Origin of the sequence: Microbacterium sp. NPDC056052, from assembly GCF_042266785.1 — a bacterium.
Taxonomy (GTDB): domain Bacteria; phylum Actinomycetota; class Actinomycetes; order Actinomycetales; family Microbacteriaceae; genus Microbacterium.
This window is the reverse complement of the sequence record NZ_JBHJWV010000003.1, coordinates 171,590-192,729: the sequence shown is the minus strand read 5'-3', so window position 1 is coordinate 192,729 and position 21,140 is coordinate 171,590. Positions and strand designations below refer to the sequence as shown.

Below are 21,140 nucleotides of genomic sequence, written 5' to 3'. Positions count from 1 at the left end.
CTTAGAGGCTGCCGGAGTCCTCGATCGCGCGCTCGAGGCGCTCGATCTTGCCGTCGATCTCTCCGGTGTAGCCGGGGCGGATGTCGGCCTTGAGCACGAGGGACACGCGGGACCCGAACGGCATCACGGCCTCGGTGGCGCGCTTGACGACATCCATGACCGTGTCCCAGTCGGGACCCTCGATCTCGGTGAACATGCTCGTGGTGCGGTGCGCGAGGCCGGAGGCGCGGACCACCGCCACGGCGGCGGCCACCGCGTCGTGCACCGAGGCGTCGGCGCTCTCCGCGCGCTCGGGGGCGGATCCGCTGGGGGCGACGGAGAAGGCGACGAGCATCAGGACCTCCGGGTTTCGGGGAGTTCGAGGGCGAGGGACGAGGCGCGGCGGACCGGGGTACGCACGATCGCGCGGATCGCGATCACGCAGATGACCACGACCAGGATGTTGCGGGCGCTCAGCAGGGCGATCGGCAGCGCCTCGGCCGCCAGCAGGTGGTCGTACACGACAGGGTAGACCGCCTGGGTAAGCGCGTAGTCGACGAGCACGAGGATCGCGGGGATCCGCACGCGCGGCCCGTCGAACAGGCACCACAGCATGAGCGGGGCGAGCATCCACACCTGGAACTGCGGCGAGCCCACCTTGTTGCATGCGATCAGGATCGCGACGAGGGCGAGCATGGTCGCCGGCAGCAGGCGCCACGCCGAGGCGCCGGCGCGCAGCTTCCACAGCGCGAGCGCCGCCACGGCGACCACGCCCACGACCATGAGCGGGGTGAGCAGCGCGGCGACGAGGTCGACGCCGGGGCCCGCGAGCTGGAAGGTGAGGATCTGGCGGTCGTACTGGATGCGTGTCACACCGACCTGGGTGAGCCAGAGCAGCGGCGTCGCGCCGACCGCCTCGATCTGCAGCCCCCGACCACTCATCTGGCTGAGGAAGCCGAGCAGGTTCTTGGATCCGCCCAGCAGCACGAGCCCCAGCACGACGACGAACGTGACGATCGCGGCCGAGACGATCATGCGGATCCTGCCGCGCAGCAGCGCGAGGGCCGCGACGAACAGGGCGCCGGGCCAGATCTTGATCCAGGCGCCGATCGTGAACAGCGCGCTCGCGACCGCGGGGCGGGAGAACAGCCACAGCCCGCCGATGACCGCGAGCGGCACGGTGATCGCGTCGATCCGGAACATCGCGATGGGGCCGAGCAGCACGAGCGCCACCATCCAGAGCAGCGCCGCGCCGCGGCGGATCCGGCTGCGTCGCGCCGCGGTGCCGCGCAGCAGGAACGCGAATCCGACCGCGTCGAGCGCCGTCACCAGGATCGACCAGGCGACGACGTAGCTCGCGGATCCGACGGCGTACGACCCGGGGAAAAGCGGATGGATGAGCTGCGACAGTCCCTGCGCGATGAGCATCGGCACGAGGGCGAGCTGCGGGTAGACCCAGCTCTCCGTGACCCCGACGATCGCGCCCCCGCCCAGGGCGTTCCGCGCCCACGGCTCGTAGACGAACACCGTGTCGCCCATCGGCAGCGCGGGCATGACCCAGCCGATGGTCGCGACGTAGAGATGCGCGACGACGAAGGCCAGCCACAGCACGGTGAGCGGCAGACCGGCCCTGCGCAGGGTCGTGGATGCGCGCCGCACGGCGCCTCTGGTCGGCTCGGCACGGGTCGCGCCCGTCGGCTCGGCACCGCTCACGCGCGGCCCTCCTCTGTCTCTTCGTGGTGTTCGATGTCGTCGGCCCCGGCGTCGTCGGCGGCGAGTGCGAACGCGAACGCGGCCGGCAGCGCCTCGGCGACGTCCAGCGCGACGATGGGGTGGCCCGGGCGGCGGGCGCCGACCTCCGCGGCGATGCGGCCGGCGGTTCCGTGCAGCCAGGTGCCGGTCGCGGCGACCTCGGCGAGGGGCGTCACCGGATTCAGGGCGCGGCCCGCCAGGAGCGCGCCGATCACGCCCGCGAGCACGTCTCCGGTGCCGGCGGTGGCCAGCCACCCCGTGCCCGCGTCCACCGCGATCGCCTGCGCGACGCCGGGGTCCGCGATGAGCGTGGTCGCGCCCTTCAGCAGCACGGTGCCGCCAAGCGCGTCGGCGGTCTCGCGCACGGCATCCGCGCGCCGCGCCGGATCCTGCAGCGTCTCGGCGTCGACCGGATCCAGCCCGAGCGCCGCCCGAAGCCCGCGGAACTCCCCCGCATGGGGCGTCGCGATCACCGGCGCCGTCGCGGGCAGCAGCGCCAGCGCACCGGCGTCCACCACGACGGGGACGGTCCCGGCGAGCAGTTCTCTCAGCGCCGCCGTCTCGCTCTCCGCCTGTCCCGCATGATCGGTGCCGGAGCCGATCACCCAGGCGTCGGCACGGACCGTACCGGAGCCGGGATCCGTCACGATCGTCTCGGGACGCCGCGCGAGCACGAGGTCCGCGGCACGCCGGGGTCCGACGTAGCGCACATAGCCGCTGCCCGCGCGCCACGCGCCTTCGACGCCGAGCACCGCCGCCCCCGGATACGCGTCGGATCCGGTGCGCAGCGCCACGACACCGCGGCTGCGCTTGTCGTCGCGTTCGCCCGGCACGCGCAACAGGCGGCGGACGTCGCGGCTCGTCCACGCGATGCGGTTCTGCGCATCGGGAGCGCCGGCGGACGGAGAAGGCATGGGGTCAACGGTACTGGGCCGACGCTGTGCGCGCCGCCGCAGGATGCCGCCGGGGCGGATCCGGCCCGCGCGCGCCCGCACCCCCTCCGCGACGGGTAGCGTCGTCCCGTGAGCCTTCTGTTCTCCCCGCTGACCATCCGCTCCCTCTCCCTGCGCAACCGCCTGTGGGTCTCCCCCATGTGCATGTACAGCGCCGTCGACGGCGTGCCGCAGGAGTGGCACCACACGCACCTCGCGCAGTTCGCCTCAGGCGGTGCGGGACTCATCGTGGCTGAAGCCACCGCCGTCGTGGCGGAGGGCAGGATCAGCCCGCGCGACGCGGGCCTGTGGAACGATGCCCAGCGCGACGCCTGGGCGCCGATCGTCGACGCCGTGCACGCGCGCGGCGCGCGGATCGGGGTGCAGCTCGCGCACGCCGGGCGCAAGGCCTCGACGTGGTGGCCGTGGGCGCAGGAGCACGGATCCGTCCCCGCCGCCGAGGGCGGCTGGACGACGCTGGCCCCCTCGGCGATCGCGTTCGAGGGGTTCGCGACGCCGGACGCCCTGGACGAGGCAGGGATCGCCGACATCGTCACCGCCTTCGCAGCCGCCGCGCGCCGCGCTCTGGACGCCGGCTTCGACGTGCTGGAGATCCACGGCGCGCACGGCTACCTGCTGCACCAGTTCCTCTCGCCGCTCAGCAACCGTCGCGAGGACGCATACGGCGGATCGCTGGAGAACAGGGCCCGCCTGCTGCTCGAGGTCACCGAGGCCGTGCGCCGGACCGCGGGCGAGGACGTCCCCGTGTTCGTGCGGATCTCGGCCACGGATCACGCCCCCGGCGGCTTCACCCCGGACGAGGCCGCCACGGTCGCGGACTGGGCGGTCGCGCGCGGCGCGGACCTCATCGACGTCTCGAGCGGCGGACTCGTCGCCCACCAGCGCATCGAGGTGCACCCGGGGTATCAGGTGCCGCTCGCCGCGGCCGTGCGCCGGGGCGGCCGCATCCCCTCCTCCGCCGTGGGGCTGCTGACCAGCGGCGCGCAGGCGGAGGCCGTGCTCTCCGAGGGCGCCGCCGACGCGATCTTCGCCGGGCGGGAGTGGCTGCGCGATCCGCACTTCGGCCTGCGTGCCGCCCACGAGCTCGGCGACGAGATCGCCTGGCCCGACCAGTACCTGCGCGCCCGCTGGCGCTGAGCGCCCTTCGTCTCGCCTTCGGCTCGCTCAGGGACCGATCACAGGACGGTTCCTGAGCGAGCGCAGCGCCGTTCGTCTCGCCTTCGGCTCGCTCAGGGATCGATCACCGGACGGTTCCTGATCAGCGCCCGAAGCCGCGACGGGTGATGTCGCGCACCTCGCCGACGAGTTCCTCGATGATGTCCTCCAGGAACAGGATCGCCGTGGTCCGACCGGCCGCGTCGCGCACCTGCGCGAGGTGGCGGCCCGCGCGCCGCATGATCGCGAGCGCGTCCTCGAGGTCGGTGTCCTCCTGCATCGGCACCATCTGGTGGATCCGCTTCGCGGGGATCGGCGCGGCCGCCCTCGCCGCCGCATCCGGACCCTCCGCCGAGCGGATCACATCCTTGAGGTGCACGTATCCCACGGGTACGCCCTCGGGGTCGACCATGACGTAGCGCGAGAAGCCGTGCTTGGCGACGGCCCGCTCGACATCGTCGGGGGTCGCGCCGAGCGGCAACGTCACGAGGCCGGCGAGCGGCACCGCGACGTCCCGCGCGTCCTTGTCGGTGAACTCCACCACCGCGCTGACCGTTCCGGCGGAGTCGGCGAGCATGCCCTCGCGCCGGGAGTGGTCGACGATCGTGGCGACCTCATCGAGCGTGAACGTCGAGGCGGCCTCGTCCTTCGGCTCGACGCGGAAGAGCCGCACGACGCCGTTGGCCGTGGCGTTCAGCGTGCGGATCACGGGGTAGAAGACCTTCGAGATCCACACCAGCGGTGTCGCGAGGATCAGCACGGCCCGGTCCGGCACCGAGAAGGCGAGGTTCTTCGGCACCATCTCGCCGAAGACCACGTGCAGGAACGACACGATGACCAGCGTGATGATGAACGCGATCGCATCGACCACCCCCTCCGCCAGCCCGAGCGCGCCCAGGGGCGCGGCGAGCAGGTGGTGCATCGCGGGCTCCGAGACGTTCAGGATCAGCAGCGAGCACACGGTGATGCCCAGCTGCGAGGTCGCCAGCATGAGCGTGGCGTGCTCCATTGCGTACAGGGCGGTGCGCGCGGATCGGGATCCGCGCTCGGCGAGCGGCTCGATCTGCGAGCGGCGTGCGGAGATCACCGCGAACTCCGCCGCGACGAAGAACGCGTTGAAGGCGAGCAGCACGAACAGCCATGCGATTCCGGCCCAGTCGCTCATCGCTCGCCCCCTTCCTCGGAGGCTGCCTCGGGCGTGAAGCGGACCCGGTCCACCCTGCGCCCCTGCATGCGCACGACGTGCAGGATGCCGCCGGGCACCGGCACCTCGTCGCCGGCCTTGGGCAGGCGCTCCAGCACGCTCATCACGTAGCCGCCGATCGTGTCGTACACGTCGCCCTCCGGCACCTCGATGCCGGTGCTCGCGCGCAGCTCGTCGGGACGCAGCTCCGCGGGGAAGGTGATCCCGTCGCGGCCCTTCACGACGCCGGCCCTGCTGCGATCGTGCTCGTCGGACACCTCGCCGACGATCTCCTCCACGAGATCCTCGAGGGTCACGATCCCGGCGGTGCCGCCGTACTCGTCCACGACGATCGCGAGCTGGTAGCCGCCGCCGCGCAGCTCCGCCACGAGCGCGTCCAGGTGCACGGTCTCCGGCACCCGCAGCGGTTCGGAGGCGAGCGCGCCCACCGGAACGTCGGTGCGGCGGTCGCGCGGCACCGAGACGGCCGCCTTCAGGTGCACGACGCCGGTGATGTCGTCGAGGTCCTCGTCGAACACCGGGAAGCGGCTGTGGCCGGTGCGTCGGGCGAGGCCGATCACGTCGTCGGCGGAATCCGCCGCCGCGATCGCGTGCATGCTGGGCCGCGGGGTCATCACGTCGGCCGCGGTCAGCCGTGCGAAGCCGAGGCTGCGGTCCAGCAGCGTCGCGGTGTCCTCCTCGAGCAGGCCGGCGCTCGCGGAACGGCGCACGAGCGAGCTCAGCTCCTCCGCCGAGCGGGCCCCGCTGAGTTCCTCCTTGGGCTCGATGCCCATCGCCCGCAGCACGCCGTTGGCGCTGCCGTTCAGCAGCGAGACGATGGGGCGGAACACCATCGTGAACGCGGTCTGGAAGGGGATGACGACCCTGGCCGTTGCCACCGGCAGGGCCAGGGCGAAGTTCTTCGGCACGAGCTCGCCGAGGATCATCGACAGCATCGTGGCGATCGTCATGGCGACGATCACGGCGATCGTGACGGTGACGGGCTCGGGGATCCCCCACGAGCCGAGCACCGGACGGAGCAGGTTCGACAGCGCCGGTTCCATCGTGAAACCGGTCAGCAGCGTGGTGAGCGTGATGCCGAGCTGCGCCGACGACAGATGCGTCGACGTGATCTTGAGCGCGGCGATGGTCATGCCGAGGCGGCTCTCGCCGCGATCCCGTCGCGCCTCCAGATCGGCACGGTCGAGATTGACCAGTGCGAACTCGCTGGCGACGAACAGGCCCGTCCCCACGATGAGCAGAAGCCCCACGCCCAACCAGATGTAATCCATCACGGTGTCACCTCCGACGAAGCGGAGAGCGGGCAGTGGGGCGATGTACTACACGAGGGAGGGTCGTCCATGGTGCAAACGATTCTACTGTGCGGCGGAGGAGGCGAAGCTGAACGGATACCCGATCCCGGATGCGTTACCAGCTGACCGGGAGCGCCTTGCCCTCTTCGTAGCCCGCCGCGGACTGCAGGCCGACCAGGGCGCGCTCGTGGAACTCTGGCACGGACGAGGCGCCGGCGTAGGTGAACGAGGAGCGCACGCCCGAGGTGATCATGTCGAGCAGGTCCTCAACGCCGGGACGAAGCGGATCCAGATAGATCTTCGAGGACGAGATGCCCTCGGCGAACAGCTCCTTGCGGGCGCGCTCGTAGGCGTCGAGACGGCCGAAGCGCGCCTGCACGGCCTTGGTCGAGGCCATGCCCCAGGACTCCTTGTAGAGGCGCCCCTCGGCGTCGAGCTGCAGCTCGCCCGGCGCCTCGATCGTGCCGGCGAACCAGGACCCGACCATGACCGACGCGGCCCCCGCGGCGAGCGCGAGCGCGACGTCGCGCGGGTAGCGCACTCCCCCGTCCGCCCACACGTGCGCGCCGAGCTCGGCGGCCGCCTGCGCGGTCTCCCGCACGGCGGAGAACTGAGGGCGGCCGACGGCGGTCATCATGCGGGTGGTGCACATCGCGCCGGGTCCGACGCCGACCTTCAGGATCGACGCGCCGGCCTCGACGAGATCGCGCACACCGTCGGCCGTGACGATGTTGCCCGCCACGATCGGGATGCCGAGCTCGAGCGCGGACACCGTGCGCAGCGCCCGGAGCATGCCCTCCTGGTGACCGTGCGCGGTGTCGACCACGAGCACGTCCACCCCGGCCGCGGCGAGGGCCTTGGCCTTGGCGGCGACGTCGCCGTTGATGCCGACGGCCGCGGCCACGGCGAGGCGCCCCGCGGCATCGACCGCGGGGCGGTACAGCGTGGAGCGCAGCGCGCCGCGCGAGGTCTGCGTGCCGACCAGGTGCCCGTGCTGGAGCACGCACACCATCTCGGCCTCCACGGCCGTGATCGCGTCGAACGCCGCACGAGGGTCTGCGACGTCCTCCGCGTCGAGCGACGGGGAGTCCGCACGGACCAGGTCGCCCAGCTGCGCGTCCCGCAGTGCGGTTGCGAGGCGGACCGCGGGGAGGATCCCGTGGATCGCATCGACGTGCAGGCCGTCCGGGCCGCCCGGAGCGTCGGCGACCACGATGCCGTGACCGTCGGTGGCGGGCAGGAGCCGGAGCGCGTCCTCCACGGTGGCCAGCGGGGAGAGCACCAGCGGGGTGTCCCAGGACACCGGCTGGCGCTTGACCCAGCGGATCGCCTCGTCCAGTTCCTGCAGCGGCATGTCCTGCGGCAGCACGCCGATGCCGCCGCGGCGCGCGAGGGTCGCGGCGAGTCGAGGACCGGTCACCGAGTTCATGTTCGAGGACACCAGCGGGATGGTCGCGGGGGTGCCGTCCTGCGGCGCGAGATCGACCTGGAGGCGGCTCGTCACATCCGAGTGTCGCGGCACCAGGAACACGTCGGAGTAGGTGAGGTCGACCATGGGTTGTTCGCCGGAGAACTGCATGCTCTCAGGGTAGCCGCCCCCGCCCGGATCGCCACGGGATCGCGTCCGGCGGACCGCCCGGGACGGCCTCCGTGCGAGGCGGCGGCGAAAGGTCCTGCCATACGCCGCGATCCACGCCCGCACCGCACCGCCGACACGTTAGGCTTGACTCCCGGATGAGTGGCCATACCCGGAGACCACCGGGGACGGATCCCACCAGATTCAGCGATGAAAGAGGGCGATCGAGCGTGTCGAGCCAGGTGACCGGCGTCGGGACTTCTGGAGATGGAGAGTTCGGGGCCAATTCCTGGCTCGTCGACGAGCTGTACGAGCAGTTCAAAGTCGATCGCAACTCCGTCGACAAGGAGTGGTGGCCGGTCCTCGAGAACTACCATCCCTCCCAGCCCTCGGCGGCTCCCTCCGCCCCCGCAACCCCCGCCGCGCCGTCGGCGGCACCGGCCGCCGCGGCCGATGCGCATCCGGTGACCGCGCCGATCCCGGTGATCGGCCAGCAGCCGGTCGCGCGCACCACCACGAAGCCCGCGCGCCAGGCTCCGATCCCCGCCCAGGCGCAGGACCGCGCCGCCGCGGAGCCCGGGACCGAGCAGCACGAGGACGTCGTCACACCGCTGCGCGGCATGCCGAAGACGCTCGCCGCCAACATGGACGAGTCGCTCACGGTCCCGACCGCGACGAGCGTACGCACGGTCCCCGCGAAGCTGATGATCGACAACCGCATCGTCATCAACAACCACATGTCCCGCACCCGCGGCGGCAAGGTCTCCTTCACCCACCTCATCGGCTGGGCGCTGATCCAGGCGCTCAAGGAGTTCCCGAGCCAGAACGTCTACTACGCCGAGGTCGACGGCAAGCCCAGCGTCGTGGCCCCCGCGCACGTGAACCTCGGCATCGCGATCGACATCCCGAAGCCCGACGGCACCCGCGCCCTGCTCGTTCCGAGCATCAAGCGCGCCGAGTCCCTCACGTTCAGCGAGTACCTGTCGGCCTACGAGGACCTGATCTCGCGCGCCCGCGGCAACAAGCTGACGGCCGCCGACTTCCAGGGCACCACGCTGTCCCTCACGAACCCCGGCGGCATCGGCACCGTGCACTCCGTGCCGCGCCTGATGAAGGGTCAGGGCTGCATCATCGGCGCCGGCGCCCTCGAGTACCCGGCCGAGTTCCAGGGTTCGAGCCAGAAGACGATCGACGTGCTCGGCATCGGCAAGACCATCACGCTCACCTCGACCTACGATCACCGCGTCATCCAGGGTGCGGGCTCCGGCGAGTTCCTGAAGAAGGTGCACGAGCTGCTGATCGGCGAGCGCAGCTTCTACGAGAGCATCTTCCGCGCCCTCCGGATCCCCTACGCGCCGATCCGCTGGAACAAGGACATCGCGGTCGACCTCGCCGAGCGCATCGACAAGACCGCCCGCGTGCAGGAGCTCATCAACTCCTACCGCGTGCGCGGCCACCTGATGGCCGACATCGACCCTCTCGAGTACGTGCAGCGCACGCACCCCGACCTCGAGATCGAGACCCACGGGCTCACCTTCTGGGATCTGGACCGCGAGTTCGTCACGAACGGCTTCGGCGGCCAGCGTCAGCTGAAGCTGCGCGACATCCTCGGTGTGCTCCGCGACTCCTACTGCCGCACGCTCGGCATCGAGTACATGCACATCCAGGACCCGGATCAGCGCCGCTGGTTCCAGGACAAGGTCGAGGTCAAGTACGTCAAGCCCGGCCACGACGAGCAGCTGCGCGTGCTCAGCAAGCTCAACGAAGCCGAGGCCTTCGAGACGTTCCTGCAGACCAAGTACGTGGGCCAGAAGCGCTTCTCGCTGGAGGGCGCGGAGTCGCTCGTCCCGCTGCTGGACGAGATCCTGCAGGGTGCGGCCGGCGCGGGCCTCGACGGCGCCGCGATCGGCATGGCGCACCGCGGCCGCCTGAACGTGCTCGCGAACATCGCGGGCAAGACGTACGGCCAGGTGTTCCGCGAGTTCGAGGGATCCATGCAGCCGGGCAACCAGCGCGGATCCGGTGACGTGAAGTACCACCTCGGCAAGGAGGGCACCTTCGTCGCCGACGACGGCGCCGAACTGCCGATCCTCCTCGCCGCGAACCCCTCGCACCTGGAGACCGTCGACGGTGTGCTCGAGGGCATCGCCCGCGCCAAGCAGGACCGCAAGCCGATCGGCACCTTCACCTGGCTGCCGATCCTCGTCCACGGAGATGCGGCCTTCGCCGGCCAGGGCGTCGTCGTGGAGACCCTGCAGATGTCGCAGCTGCGCGGCTACCGCACCGGCGGCACGATCCACGTGGTCGTGAACAACCAGGTCGGCTTCACCACGCTGCCCAACGACTCGCGCACCTCCGTGTACGCGACCGACGTCGCCAAGACCATCCAGGCGCCGATCCTGCACGTGAACGGCGACGACCCGGAGGCCGTGGTGCACGTGGCCCAGCTCGCGTTCGAGTACCGCGAGCGGTTCCACCGCGACATCGTGATCGACCTCGTCTGCTACCGCCGCCGCGGTCACAACGAGGGCGACGACCCGTCGATGACGCAGCCCCTGATGACCGACCTGATCCAGGCGAAGCGGTCGGTGCGCAGCCTCTACACCGAGTCCCTCGTCGGCCGCGGCGACATCACCCAGGAGGAGTACGACCAGGCCAAGGCCGACTTCCAGAACCGCCTGGAGATCGCCTTCGCGGAGACGCACGCGGCGGAGACCGGCGCCACGCCGATCGCCCCCGATCTCCCTCCGGTCGACGAGCAGATCGGCACCCCCGATGTCACCGGCGTGCCCCTCGAGGTCGTGCATCTGATCGGGGACGCGCACGCGAACAAGCCCGAGGGCTTCACCGTGCACCCGAAGCTGCAGCAGGCGATGGACAAGCGCGTCGACATGAGCCGCAACGGCTCGATCGACTGGGGCTTCGGCGAGCTGCTCGCCTTCGGCTCGCTGCTCGTCGAGGGCACCCCGGTGCGCCTCGCCGGTCAGGACTCCCGCCGCGGCACGTTCGTGCAGCGCCACGCGGTCCTGCACGACCGCGCGAACGGCCAGGAGTGGCTGCCGCTGGCGAACCTCTCCGACAACCAGGCCCGCTTCTTCGTCTACGACTCGCTGCTCAGCGAGTACGCCGCGCTCGGCTTCGAGTACGGCTACTCGGTGGAGCGCCCCGAGGCGCTGGTGCTCTGGGAGGCGCAGTTCGGCGACTTCGTGAACGGCGCGCAGTCGGTCATCGACGAGTACATCTCGGCGGCCGAGCAGAAGTGGGGCCAGCAGTCGAGCGTCGTGCTGCTGCTGCCGCACGGCTATGAGGGCCAGGGGCCTGACCACTCGTCGGCCCGCATGGAGCGCTTCCTGCAGCTGTGCGCGCAGGACAACATGACCGTGGCGCGCCCCTCCACGCCCGCGAGCTACTTCCACCTGCTGCGCCGCCAGGCCTACGCGAAGCCCCGCCGACCGCTCATCGTGTTCACGCCGAAGGCGATGCTGCGTCTGCGCGGTGCGACCAGCCCGGTGGAGGACTTCACGCAGGGCCGCTTCGAGACGGTCATCGACGACACCCGCGAGCTGGATCGCAACGCCGTCAAGCGCGTGATCTTCCACTCCGGCAAGGTGCACTGGGATCTGGTCTCGGAGCTCGAGAAGAACCCGAACCCCGAGGTCGCGCTGGTGCGCGTCGAGCAGCTCTACCCCGTGCCGCTGCGCGCGCTGAAGACCGTCGCCGACACGTACCCGAACGCGGAGATCGTCTGGGTGCAGGAGGAGCCGGAGAACCAGGGCGCCTGGCCGTTCCTCGCGCTGCACTTCCAGACGGTGCCGGGCCCGCGCGTCGTGCGTCCGATCACGCGTCCCGCATCGGCCGCGCCGTCGACCGGATCCTCGAAGGTGCACGCCGCGGAGCAGGCCGACCTGCTCTCGCGGGCGCTGACGCTCTGAGCCGTCCACTCAGCCGATCGACGCGGTGTCCCGGTTCTCCGGGGCACCGCGTCGTCGTTCCCGCGCCCGGCGCACTGCGGTCACGGCGAGCGCGATGACGGCGACGGCGGCGGGGACCACGAGCGCGACCCCGGCGAGCAGCAGCAGTCCGACGGTGCAGACCGAGGCGATCACCGCCATCCACCACCCCGGCGTGCACCGCGGCAGGATCCGGATCGCGGCGATCATGCCGACCACGTAGACCGCGACCATGCTCGCGGTGTGGATGAGGATGAACGGCTGCAGGTCGAAGCCGGTCGCCCAGGACACCCCGAAGTAGGCCAGCACGAGTGCCATCGAGAGCAGCAGGGCGCGCCGCGGCACCGCGCCGGGCTCGGCGCCCTTCGCGAACCAGCGCGGCAGATCGCCGTTGGACGCGAGGGACGCGCCGAGCTTGCCGAACGCGGCGAGGTACACGTTGAGCACCCCGAGCGCGACCACCGCCGACACCACGCCGATCAGGGTCGGCGCCGCGCGCACCCCTCCGGCCTCGGCGAGATCGAGCAGGACGACGTCGCCGTGCCCCGCTCTCTCCCCCAGGGCGCCCACCGTCACGACCTGCAGTGCGAGATAGGATCCGCCGGCGAGCACCAGGGTGATGGCCGTCGCGAGCGGGATGGTGCGTCGCGGCCGCGCGAACTCCCCGGAGATGTGCGTCCCGACCTCCCAGCCGGCGAACGCCCACACGAACATCACGATCGCGGTGCCCACCCCGCCCCACCCGTGCGGCAGGAACGGCGTGAAGCTCTCCGGTCGCACCGCGGGCGCCGCCACCGCGACCACCACGACGACGATCGCGAGCAGCAGACCCGTGAGCACCAGCTGCAGCCAGCCGGTGAGCCGCACGCCGAACAGGTTCGCGACGAACGGCACGACGAGGAACCCGAGGGCGAGCCACGGGATGCCCGCGCTGTCGATCCCCACGACGGTCGCGATGTAGCGCGCGCCGAGCACCGACACGACGGGGCCCCCGGCCGCGACGCCGAAGAGGAACCAGTATCCGGTGGCCCTGGCCGCAGTCGGCCCGAGGGCGCGACGCGCGTAGCTCGCGACGCCGCCCGGATCCGGATGGCGGGCCGCGAGGGCGGCGAACGCCCCGGCGAGCGGCACCGCCAGGAGCGTGATCACCCCCACCGCGATGAGGCTGGCCGGGCCGGCGGTCTTCGCCGCGAGCCCGGGCAGCACGAGCAGTCCCGTGCCGAGGACCGAGGCGAGGTACAGCGCGATCCCCTGCGCCAGGCCGAGGCCCGATGGCGCGTGCGTGCCGAGATCGGCGCCGTCGGATCCCTCGGCGGGGCGGAGTGCGGTCATGCCCTCACGGTAGCGAGGGCATCGGACATCTCAGTACCAGATCGTGAGGGCGGGCGCCGTGGCGGTGCCGAAGGCGTTCTGGATCGCCGCCGCCGTCTCCGCAGACGCCGAGATCCGGCCCGCCGCGCGCAGCGTCGGTGCGCTCACGCCGCCGAGGTAGAGCGAGGAGAGCGCATCGACGCCGAGCTCGACGTCGGGCGCATCCGTCGTGACCTCGACGACGCCCGTGCCGTCCTGGCCGACCCGCAGACGCCAGGATCCCTCGGCGAGGCCGAGCGGGTCCGACACCCGCAGCACGAGATCGAGCGGGGCGCGATACGAGCGCGCGGCGAGCACGACGGGCACGTCCAGGATCCGCAACCAGCCGTGGTCGTGCACCGTGCTCTGCACGGCGCGCTGGTTGGCGACGAGCCACGGCAGAGGATCGTCGATCGGACGGAGGTCCGCGTGCACGGTGCGGATGAGGTCGTGGTTGACGGCGAACGCCCAGAGCGCGCGCAGCGCCTCCGGCGTCTCGGCGTCGAGGTGGCGGACCGCGAGGTCGGCGCCGAACTCGTCCGGGAGTTCGTCGAGCGTGTACGCCAGCACGCCGCGGGTGTCGCCCTCGGCGTCGACCGCCCTGACGCCGCGGACGGCGCGGGACCTCTCGTCCCCGGGCGCGAGCCCCGCCATCCGGCGCCAGCGCAGCGGCCAGCCCGGGATGTCGCCGACCCGGTCGAGGCGTGCTCGCTCATGCACCTCGCCGAGCGCCGCCAGCAGCGCATCCGGCTCGAGGTACTCGACCGTCGGGACCCCGTCCGCCGCCGGCAGCGTGATGCCGCCAGAGCGCCGTGCGTCCACGCGCACGCGCGACACCGGGATCGCAGGGCCGAAGCCGTAGCGCCCGTAGATCGTCGCCTCGGTGGCGGTGAGCCCCGCGAGCGGAACGCCGGCCGAGGCCGCCGCGCGGAGCTCCCCCTCGAGGAGGTTGCGCGCGATCCCGCGCCGGCGATGCGTCGCGGCGACGGTGACGATGCTGATCGCCCACATGTCCACATGCGCCCCGGACTCGCCCGGCACGGTCATCGGCGTCACCCAGGAGTCCACGGTCGCGACCGGAAGGCCTGCACCGGGTGCGTAGACGCCGATGTTGCGTCGCCCCGACATCATCTCGCCCATGACGCGGATCGTCTCGTCGTCGGGCTCCTTGTCCAGGAAGCCGCGTGCGTCGGCGCGCGCGAACCCGCGCAGCTGCACCGGATCCGAGAGGTCGACGACGCGGTACTCGAGACCGGAGGCGCTCAGGCGCTCCTGCGAGGTCGGGTCGACGGGGACGTCACGGGCGTCGAGGTCTGCCATGCCCCCAGCCTAACCACGGCCGCCGACGATGCGGCGCCCACGGGACGCGGACCGACTCGTCAGTGGACGGCGGCCTGCACGGCGCGCAGCCGTGCCATGACCTGGTCGCGCAGCTCCTCGGGAGCCGTCTCCTTGCACGCCCGCGACACGACCTCGGTCAGCGTGGTCGCGACCAGGGCCTCCTCCGCGCAGGACGGGCAGTTGTCGAGATGCTCGCGGATGTCCGAGTGCTCCGTCTTGCACATCTCGTTGCGGAGGTATTCCTCCAGGTCCTGCCGCGCCTTGGCGCATCCGCAGTCCGTCATTTCGTGCTCCTCGTGCCGGCCGTGGCGATTCCTCGCTCCGCGGCGTAGTCCGCCAGCAGCTCCCGCAGCATGCGGCGCCCGCGGTGCAGGCGGCTCATGACGGTGCCGATGGGGGTCTTCATGATGTCGGCGATCTCCTGATAGGCGAAGCCCTCGACGTCGGCGAGGTACACCGCCAGTCGGAAGTCCTCCGGGACCGCCTGCAGCGCCTCCTTGACGACCGACGCGGGCATCCGGTCGATCGCCTCCGCCTCGGCCGAGCGGCTGTGCGAGGCCGTGGTCGATTCGGCGCCGCCGAGCTGCCAGTCCTCCAGTTCGTCGATCGTGCCCTGATAGGGCTCGCGCTGGCGCTTGCGATAGATGTTGATGTAGGTGTTCGTCAGGATCCGGTACAGCCACGCCTTGAGGTTCGTGCCCTGCGTGAAGCTCGACCACGAGGCGAACGCCTTCACGAACGTCTCCTGGACGAGGTCCGCGGCATCGGACGGGTTGCGTGTCATGCGCATAGCGGCGGCATACAGCTGATCCATGAAGGGGATCGCCTGCTCCTCGAATTCCCGGCGCGCGGAGGAATCCGTGTCCGGCTGCGCGTCCAACGGTGCGTGATCGTTCATCGCCAGCCAGTTTAGGCCGATCTCGTCGACCATCACCGGTTCGAGAGTCGCGAGCATGCGCACTGCCTTCCGTCTTCCCGCCCTCCGTTGCCGGAGGCCTTCAGTAGGGTAGGAACCGATGAGCGCCTCCATGTATTCCCCCGCACCGCGCGGACGCTGGTCCGCGCCTCTCGCCGCAGGCACCCTGAGTGCGCGCCTGCGCGTGCCGGGATCCAAGTCGCTCACCAACCGCGAGCTCGTGCTGGCGGCGATCGCGGACGCGCCGGGACTCGTCTCCGCCCCTCTGCACTCGGACGACTCCGCCCGGATGATCGACGCCCTGCGCGCCCTCGGCGTCGGCGTCGAGGAGCAGCCCGGCACCGGCGGATTCGGACCCGACCTCCGCATCGTCCCCGCGCGGCTCACGGGCGGAACCACCGTCGACTGCGGTCAGGCGGGAACCGTCATGCGCTTCGTCGCGCCGCTCGCCGGACTCGCCCGCGGCGACGTGCTGCTGACCGCGCACGAGACGGCGCTGCACCGCCCGATGGGCGCCATGATTCACGCACTGCGCGACCTCGGCGTCGACGTCGAGGACAACGGCAGCTGGTCCCTCCCCTTCACGATCCGCGGGCGCGGGCACATCCGCGGCGGGCGCGTGGAGATCGACGCCTCCGCGTCCAGCCAGTTCGTCTCCGGCCTGCTGCTGGCCGCGCCGCGCTTCGACGTGGGTCTGCACCTCGTGCACACCGGGGAGCGGCTGCCGAGCATGCCGCACATCGACATGACCGTCGAGGCCCTGACCCGGCGCGGGATCAAGGTGTCCCGTCCGGCGCCCGGGGAATGGATGGTCGAGAGCGGCGTGCCGCGATCCAGGGAGATCGCGATCGAGCCCGACCTGTCCAACGCCGCGCCCTTCCTCGCGGCCGCCCTCGTCGCCGGCGGCGAGGTCTCGGTCGAGGGCTGGCCGGCGCGTTCCACGCAGCCGGGCGCCCTGCTGCCCGAGCTGCTCGCGCACCTCGGCGCCGAGGTGCGCCGCGCGGACGGCGTGCTCACGGTGCGCGGCACCGGTCGCATCCGCGGCGGCGAGTTCGACCTGTCCGCGGCCGGCGAGCTCGCGCCGACCTTCGTGGGCCTCGCCGCCCTGGCCGACGCACCCACCACGATCACCGGCATCGGCCACATCCGCCTCCACGAGACCGACCGGATCGCCGCTCTCGCCGGCAACCTCCGTGCGCTCGGCGGCGAGGCCGAGGAGCTCGAGGACGGCATCCGCGTCGTTCCCGCCGCGCTGGAGGCAGGCACCTGGCCCGCGCATCACGACCACCGCATGGCGACCACGGGCGCGCTCATCGGCCTGCGCGTGCCGGGCGTCGAGATCGACGAGATCGGCACCACGGCGAAGACGCTGCCCGAGTTCACCCAGCTGTGGGAGCGTCTGCTCGCGGTCGACGGCACGGGGAGCGCCCGCGCGTGAGCTGGCTGGACGACGACGGCGACGACGAGCTCGACGACTTCGACGAGTCCCAGATCCGGATGCGCCCGAATCCGAAGGCCAATCGCCCGCGCACCAAGCGCCGCCCCGCGCACAGCGACGCCGAGATCGGGCGTGTGCTGGGGGTCGACCGCGGACGCTACGCGGTCCTGCTCGGCGAGGGCGGCGACGACGAGCGCACGATCACCGCGGCGCGCGCCAGGGAGCTGCGCCGCACCCCGATCGTCACGGGGGACGCGGCGCGGGTGGTCGGCGACGTCTCGGGCGAGGACGGCAGCCTCGGCCGGATCGTCGGCATCCTCGAGCGCTCCTCGCTGCTGCGCCGCAGCGCCGACGACACCGATCAGGTGGAACGGGTCATCGTCGCGAACGCCGACCAGATGCTCATCGTGGTCGCCGCAGCGGATCCGGAACCCCGTGAGCGTCTGGTGGACCGCTACCTGGTCGCGGCGCTCGACGCGGGGATCCGCCCGCTGCTCGTGGTCACGAAGACGGATCTGGCGGATCCGTCCGAGTTCCTGAAGCACTTCGAGGGTCTGGACCTCCAGGTCTTCACCAGCGCGCAGGCCGAGATGCCGGTCGATGAGATCGGCACGGCGCTCATCGGGCACTCGACCGTATTCGTCGGGCACTCCGGCGTGGGCAAGTCCACGCTCGTGAACGCACTCGTGCCGGGGGCCGGACGCGCCACCGGGCACGTGAACGAGGTGACCGGGCGCGGCAGGCACACCTCCTCGTCGACCGTGTCGCTGCGTTATGTCACCCCTCCCCCGGTCCCCGGTTCCGACGGGGCGGTGCCATCCGGCCGCTCCGCTGGCGGCGGCTGGGTGATCGACACCCCCGGAGTCCGCTCCTTCGGACTCGGACACGTGGAGCCGCAGAACATCCTCGCCGCCTTCACCGAGCTCGCCGCGATCGCCGAGAACTGTCCGCGCGGCTGCACCCACAGGGCGGACGCCGAGGACTGCGCGCTCAACGAGGCCGCGGCGGACGGAGCGCTCGGCGAGGCGGGCCTGGCACGGCTGGAATCCCTGCAGCGGCTGCTCGCGACCTTCGCGGACAAGCTCTGAGCGGATCCGCCCTCGGGCATGCGGGTAGCCTGGAGGCGTGACTGCGCAGCGCCTCGAACCCGGATCCACCGCCCCCGACTTCACCCTGCAGGACCAGGACGGCGCGTCCGTCTCGCTGCACGACCTGCGCGGCAGGAACGTCATCCTGTACTTCTACCCGGCGGCGATGACCCCGGGTTGCACGACCGAGGCCTGCGACTTCCGCGACAGTCTCGCCTCGCTGCAAGGCGCCGGATACACGGTGCTGGGCGTCTCCCGCGACGACGTGGCGAAGCTCAAGCAGTTCGCCGAGCGCGACGCGCTCTCCTTCCCCCTGCTGAGCGACGCCGACCTCGCCGTCCACCGCGCGTACGGCGTGTGGGGCGAGAAGAAGAACTACGGCAAGGTGATCCAGGGCGTGATCCGCTCCACCTTCGTCATCGACGCGGACGGCGTGATCGCGCATGCGCTCTACAACGTCAAGGCCACCGGGCACGTCGCCCGCATCCGCAAGCTCGTGGGACTCGCGGCGTAGCGCACGTCAGTCGTCCTGCCGTTCGGCGTCGGCGCTCCGGCGGGCTTCGGCCCCCGCGCGCCGCGTCAGCAGGAAGAGCAGCACCGCGCCGATCGCGCCAGGGATCAGCAGCGCGAGCACGAACGCGACCGGGAACGGCCGCACCGTCAGAGCGCTCAGCGCGACCGCGATCGCGAGGATCTGCACCACCATGCCGCCGCTGCGGCCGAACGAGCGTCCGCGCAACACGGCGAAGGCCAGTGCGGCGAGCCCGACGGCTCCCACCGCGCTGAGCCCGATCAGTCCGAGGGCGGAGGGCAGCGACGTCGCGGCGCCCGAGCTCAGGCCGAACACCTCCATGAGCGTGACCACGAGCAGCGCCACCGCTTCCAGAGCGAGCACGGCCGCTGCCGCGATGGTCAGTCTCGACGGGCGCATGCGGGCTCCTGAGGGGGTTGTCGGGCCGATGGCGTTCGCTCGCGGTTCGCCTCGCGTTCGCACGGAGTGCAGAAAATCCTTGATCGTTCGCCTTTCATGTAAGAGAATAGATCACAGCCATGTGCTCCCACAGCGGCGTGGGGCGAGCATCCGCTCGCATCACCGATGGGCGTCGACCCCCCGAACGCCGCCTTCTGAATTCCGGGCACGCGAGACTCGCGCGCCCATGACATTTCCACACTGAGGAGCCCCCATGGATTGGCGCGACAAGGCCGCCTGCCTCACCGTCGACCCCGAACTGTTCTTCCCCGTCGGGAACACCGGTCCGGCCGTCGATCAGATCGAGAAGGCGAAGGCCGTGTGCGCCCGGTGCACCGTCACCGAGGTCTGCCTGCAGTACGCCCTCGAGTCCAGCCAGGATTCGGGCGTGTGGGGGGGACTCAGCGAGGATGAGCGCCGCGCCCTCAAGCGCCGCGCGGCCCGCGCCCGTCGCGCCGGCTGATCCCCGCCCGGGTCGGGTCACGACGGGCGAGCGGCCCGCGGACTTCGGCTCGGGCCGCTGCGCGGTTCCCGCGCAGCCGTGAGTCGGCACGTCACTGGTCCGCTGCGCGGACGCGAGTGGTGTCGACTCAGCCGTTCACCCAGCGCATGGGGAGGTCGATCGTGACCTTCGTCCCTACGCCGTCCGTGCCCTCCCACACGATCGTCCCGCCGAGCTCGCCCTGGATGAGCGTGCGGATGATCTGCGTGCCCAGTCCCTGACCGATCCGCCCCTCGGGCAGACCGTGTCCGGTGTCGCTGACGATCACGCGCAGGTTCTCATCGGTGCGCTGCGCCTCGATGGTGACCAGGCCCTCCTGCCCCGCGAGCCCGTGCTCGACGGCGTTGGTGACGACCTCGGTGAGGGCGAGCGCCAGCGGCGTCGCATACTCGCTCGGCAGCACGCCGAACCGTCCCGTCGACTGGGTGCGCGCCCGCGTGTTGGGCGCAGACGCCACCTCCGCCACGAGCTTGAGCACGCGTGCGAAGACCTCGTCGAAGTCGACCTTCTGCGCGAGCCCGCCCGCGAGGGTGTCGTGCACGACGGCGATCGACTCGACGCGGCGCATGGCCTGGGTCAGCGCGTCGCGCGCCTCCTCGGAGTGCGTGCGGCGGGCCTGGATCCGCAGCAGCGACGCGACGGTCTGCAGGTTGTTCTTCACTCGGTGGTGGATCTCGCGGATCGTCGCGTCCTTGGTGATGAGCTCCTGCTCCTGGTGGCGCAGCTCCGACACGTCGCGGCACAGCACGATCGCACCGATCCGGGTGCCGTGATCCTTGAGCGGGATGGCGCGCAACGAGACGGTGACCCCTCGCGCCTCCACGTCGGTGCGCCAGGGAGCGCGTCCCGTGACCACGACGGGCAGCGACTCGTCGACCTGCCGCGAGGGCGGCACGATGCGCGTCGTGACCTCGACCAGGGACTCCCCCTCGAGCTCCTCGTCGAAGCCCATCCGGTTGAAGGCGCTCAACGCGTTCGGGCTGGCGAACGTGACGACGCCGTCGACGTCGATCCGGATCAGGCCGTCGGATGCGCGCGGGGCGCCGCGGCGCGGCGAGGTCGGCGCGGACAGGTCGGGGAACTCGCCGCCGGAGATCATGCGGAACAGGTCGTCCGCGCCCTCGTTGAACGTGATCTGCTGCCGGGAGGGCGTGCGCGCCTCGCCGAGGTTCGTGTGCCGGGTGAGCACGCCGACCGGTTGCGGGCGCGCGCCGTCGGTACTGCTCTTGCGCGTGCGGACGATCGGCACGGCCCTCACCCTGGTCGGCGTCTCCTCGAACCAGTCGGGATTCGCCGAATCCACGATCCCTGCCGTGTCGAAGGCGCCCTGCACCTGGGTGCGCCACTGCGGCCGCACCCGCTCCCCCACGATGTCGCGGTAGAACAGGGTCGCCGCGCCACTCGGGCGGGTGTGCGCGACCGCGATGAAGGATCCGTCGGCCGTCGCGATCCAGATCACGATGTCCGCGGAGGCGAGATCCGCCAGCAGCTGCCCGTCGCTCGCGAGTCGGTGCAGCCATTCGACGTCTTCGTCTTCGAGGCAGCCCTGGGCCTGGGCGAGATCACTGAGTGTCGACACCCTACACAGCCTAAGGCGTATCCTCCGCCCCGAACGCGCGGGCAGAGGGCGACGAGACCGGGCTCGGATCATCCCCGGAAGGGGCTCGGCGCATC

Annotated in this window: 18 protein-coding genes; 6 read left to right on the top strand and 12 right to left on the bottom strand. The window is 71.5% G+C overall.

Translation table 11 applies throughout. The features are described from left to right. Position 1: 1 nt before the first annotated feature. The 3 genes from ACFC1J_RS07425 to ACFC1J_RS07415 are packed head-to-tail and all read right to left on the bottom strand — an operon-like array spanning position 2 to position 2,645. On the bottom strand, positions 2-334 hold the full coding sequence (locus ACFC1J_RS07425) for an MTH1187 family thiamine-binding protein (RefSeq protein WP_375903937.1): 333 nt from the start codon (positions 332-334) through the stop codon (positions 2-4). Beyond that, positions 334-1,692: a hypothetical protein gene (locus ACFC1J_RS07420; RefSeq protein ID WP_375903935.1), complete on the bottom strand. Its 1,359-nt coding sequence runs from the start codon at positions 1,690-1,692 to the stop codon at positions 334-336. The genes ACFC1J_RS07425 and ACFC1J_RS07420 overlap by 1 nt, the downstream gene beginning before the upstream one ends. Next, positions 1,689-2,645, bottom strand: coding sequence for an NAD(P)H-hydrate dehydratase (locus ACFC1J_RS07415; RefSeq protein WP_375903933.1), 957 nt, complete (start codon positions 2,643-2,645; stop codon positions 1,689-1,691). Before ACFC1J_RS07415 ends, ACFC1J_RS07420 begins: the two co-directional genes overlap by 4 nt. 108 nt (positions 2,646-2,753) lie before the next feature. On the opposite strand from ACFC1J_RS07415, the gene ACFC1J_RS07410 reads away from it, so the two are divergent. Next, on the top strand, positions 2,754-3,821 hold the full coding sequence (locus tag ACFC1J_RS07410) for an NADH:flavin oxidoreductase/NADH oxidase (protein WP_375903931.1): 1,068 nt from the start codon (positions 2,754-2,756) through the stop codon (positions 3,819-3,821). Positions 3,822-3,942: 121 nt separating this feature from the next. On the opposite strand, the gene ACFC1J_RS07405 is transcribed toward ACFC1J_RS07410, so the two are convergent. From ACFC1J_RS07405 to ACFC1J_RS07395, 3 genes are all read right to left on the bottom strand, one after another. Beyond that, entirely contained in the window at positions 3,943-5,004 is a 1,062-nt protein-coding gene (locus tag ACFC1J_RS07405; RefSeq protein ID WP_375903929.1) for a hemolysin family protein, read from the bottom strand. Continuing rightward, a complete protein-coding gene (locus tag ACFC1J_RS07400) occupies positions 5,001-6,314 on the bottom strand; it encodes a hemolysin family protein (RefSeq protein WP_375904487.1) in 1,314 nt (437 codons plus the stop codon). The genes ACFC1J_RS07405 and ACFC1J_RS07400 overlap by 4 nt, the downstream gene beginning before the upstream one ends. 136 nt (positions 6,315-6,450) lie before the next feature. After that, positions 6,451-7,914, bottom strand: coding sequence for a GuaB1 family IMP dehydrogenase-related protein (locus tag ACFC1J_RS07395; protein ID WP_375903927.1), 1,464 nt, complete (start codon positions 7,912-7,914; stop codon positions 6,451-6,453). Between the two features lie 227 nt (positions 7,915-8,141). On the opposite strand from ACFC1J_RS07395, the gene ACFC1J_RS07390 reads away from it, so the two are divergent. After that, complete coding sequence (locus ACFC1J_RS07390; protein ID WP_375903925.1) at positions 8,142-11,843, top strand: multifunctional oxoglutarate decarboxylase/oxoglutarate dehydrogenase thiamine pyrophosphate-binding subunit/dihydrolipoyllysine-residue succinyltransferase subunit; 3,702 nt, start codon at positions 8,142-8,144, stop codon at positions 11,841-11,843. A gap of 9 nt (positions 11,844-11,852) precedes the next feature. Here the strand turns inward: ACFC1J_RS07390 and ACFC1J_RS07385 are convergent, their stop codons facing one another. From ACFC1J_RS07385 to ACFC1J_RS07370, 4 genes are read right to left on the bottom strand one after another with little or no spacing between them, the layout of a single operon-like run. Then, on the bottom strand, positions 11,853-13,193 hold the full coding sequence (locus tag ACFC1J_RS07385) for an APC family permease (protein ID WP_375903923.1): 1,341 nt from the start codon (positions 13,191-13,193) through the stop codon (positions 11,853-11,855). Between the two features lie 30 nt (positions 13,194-13,223). Beyond that, positions 13,224-14,531, bottom strand: coding sequence for a GNAT family N-acetyltransferase (locus ACFC1J_RS07380; RefSeq protein WP_375903921.1), 1,308 nt, complete (start codon positions 14,529-14,531; stop codon positions 13,224-13,226). Between the two features lie 59 nt (positions 14,532-14,590). Beyond that, on the bottom strand, positions 14,591-14,836 hold the full coding sequence (gene rsrA / locus ACFC1J_RS07375) for a mycothiol system anti-sigma-R factor (RefSeq protein WP_045273924.1): 246 nt from the start codon (positions 14,834-14,836) through the stop codon (positions 14,591-14,593). Beyond that, positions 14,833-15,450, bottom strand: a complete 618-nt coding sequence (locus tag ACFC1J_RS07370; RefSeq protein ID WP_375904485.1) for a sigma-70 family RNA polymerase sigma factor — start codon at positions 15,448-15,450, stop codon at positions 14,833-14,835. Before ACFC1J_RS07370 ends, rsrA begins: the two co-directional genes overlap by 4 nt. Before the next feature lie 118 nt (positions 15,451-15,568). On the opposite strand from ACFC1J_RS07370, the gene aroA reads away from it, so the two are divergent. From aroA to bcp, 3 genes are read left to right on the top strand one after another with little or no spacing between them, the layout of a single operon-like run. Beyond that, positions 15,569-16,906: a 3-phosphoshikimate 1-carboxyvinyltransferase gene (gene aroA / locus ACFC1J_RS07365; RefSeq protein WP_375903919.1), complete on the top strand. Its 1,338-nt coding sequence runs from the start codon at positions 15,569-15,571 to the stop codon at positions 16,904-16,906. After that, positions 16,903-17,994 (top strand): ribosome small subunit-dependent GTPase A, encoded by a 1,092-nt coding sequence (locus ACFC1J_RS07360; protein WP_375903917.1) that lies wholly within the window; start codon positions 16,903-16,905, stop codon positions 17,992-17,994. Before aroA ends, ACFC1J_RS07360 begins: the two co-directional genes overlap by 4 nt. A 37-nt stretch (positions 17,995-18,031) precedes the next feature. Continuing rightward, positions 18,032-18,508: a thioredoxin-dependent thiol peroxidase gene (bcp, locus tag ACFC1J_RS07355; protein ID WP_375903915.1), complete on the top strand. Its 477-nt coding sequence runs from the start codon at positions 18,032-18,034 to the stop codon at positions 18,506-18,508. A gap of 6 nt (positions 18,509-18,514) precedes the next feature. Here the strand turns inward: bcp and ACFC1J_RS07350 are convergent, their stop codons facing one another. After that, entirely contained in the window at positions 18,515-18,925 is a 411-nt protein-coding gene (locus tag ACFC1J_RS07350; RefSeq protein ID WP_375903913.1) for a hypothetical protein, read from the bottom strand. A 253-nt stretch (positions 18,926-19,178) separates the two neighbouring features. Between ACFC1J_RS07350 and ACFC1J_RS07345 the strand changes: the two genes are divergently transcribed. Beyond that, positions 19,179-19,427 carry a WhiB family transcriptional regulator gene (locus tag ACFC1J_RS07345; protein WP_045249333.1) on the top strand — a complete coding sequence of 83 codons (249 nt, stop codon included), beginning with the start codon at positions 19,179-19,181 and terminating at the stop codon, positions 19,425-19,427. Between the two features lie 127 nt (positions 19,428-19,554). Here the strand turns inward: ACFC1J_RS07345 and ACFC1J_RS07340 are convergent, their stop codons facing one another. Next, complete coding sequence (locus ACFC1J_RS07340; protein WP_375903911.1) at positions 19,555-21,045, bottom strand: sensor histidine kinase; 1,491 nt, start codon at positions 21,043-21,045, stop codon at positions 19,555-19,557. Positions 21,046-21,140 lie beyond the last annotated feature (95 nt).

Coding starts and splice junctions, on each gene's coding strand:
- ACFC1J_RS07425 (WP_375903937.1), bottom strand. CDS start 334: ATGCTCGTCGCCTTCTCCGTCGCCCCCAGCGGATCCGCCCCCGAGCGC.
- ACFC1J_RS07415 (WP_375903933.1), bottom strand. CDS start 2,645: ATGCCTTCTCCGTCCGCCGGCGCTCCCGATGCGCAGAACCGCATCGCG.
- ACFC1J_RS07405 (WP_375903929.1), bottom strand. CDS start 5,004: ATGAGCGACTGGGCCGGAATCGCATGGCTGTTCGTGCTGCTCGCCTTC.
- ACFC1J_RS07400 (WP_375904487.1), bottom strand. CDS start 6,314: ATGGATTACATCTGGTTGGGCGTGGGGCTTCTGCTCATCGTGGGGACG.
- ACFC1J_RS07395 (WP_375903927.1), bottom strand. CDS start 7,914: ATGCAGTTCTCCGGCGAACAACCCATGGTCGACCTCACCTACTCCGAC.
- ACFC1J_RS07385 (WP_375903923.1), bottom strand. CDS start 13,193: ATGACCGCACTCCGCCCCGCCGAGGGATCCGACGGCGCCGATCTCGGC.
- ACFC1J_RS07380 (WP_375903921.1), bottom strand. CDS start 14,531: ATGGCAGACCTCGACGCCCGTGACGTCCCCGTCGACCCGACCTCGCAG.
- rsrA (WP_045273924.1), bottom strand. CDS start 14,836: ATGACGGACTGCGGATGCGCCAAGGCGCGGCAGGACCTGGAGGAATAC.
- ACFC1J_RS07370 (WP_375904485.1), bottom strand. CDS start 15,450: ATGAACGATCACGCACCGTTGGACGCGCAGCCGGACACGGATTCCTCC.
- aroA (WP_375903919.1), top strand. CDS start 15,569: ATGAGCGCCTCCATGTATTCCCCCGCACCGCGCGGACGCTGGTCCGCG.
- ACFC1J_RS07350 (WP_375903913.1), bottom strand. CDS start 18,925: ATGCGCCCGTCGAGACTGACCATCGCGGCAGCGGCCGTGCTCGCTCTG.
- ACFC1J_RS07345 (WP_045249333.1), top strand. CDS start 19,179: ATGGATTGGCGCGACAAGGCCGCCTGCCTCACCGTCGACCCCGAACTG.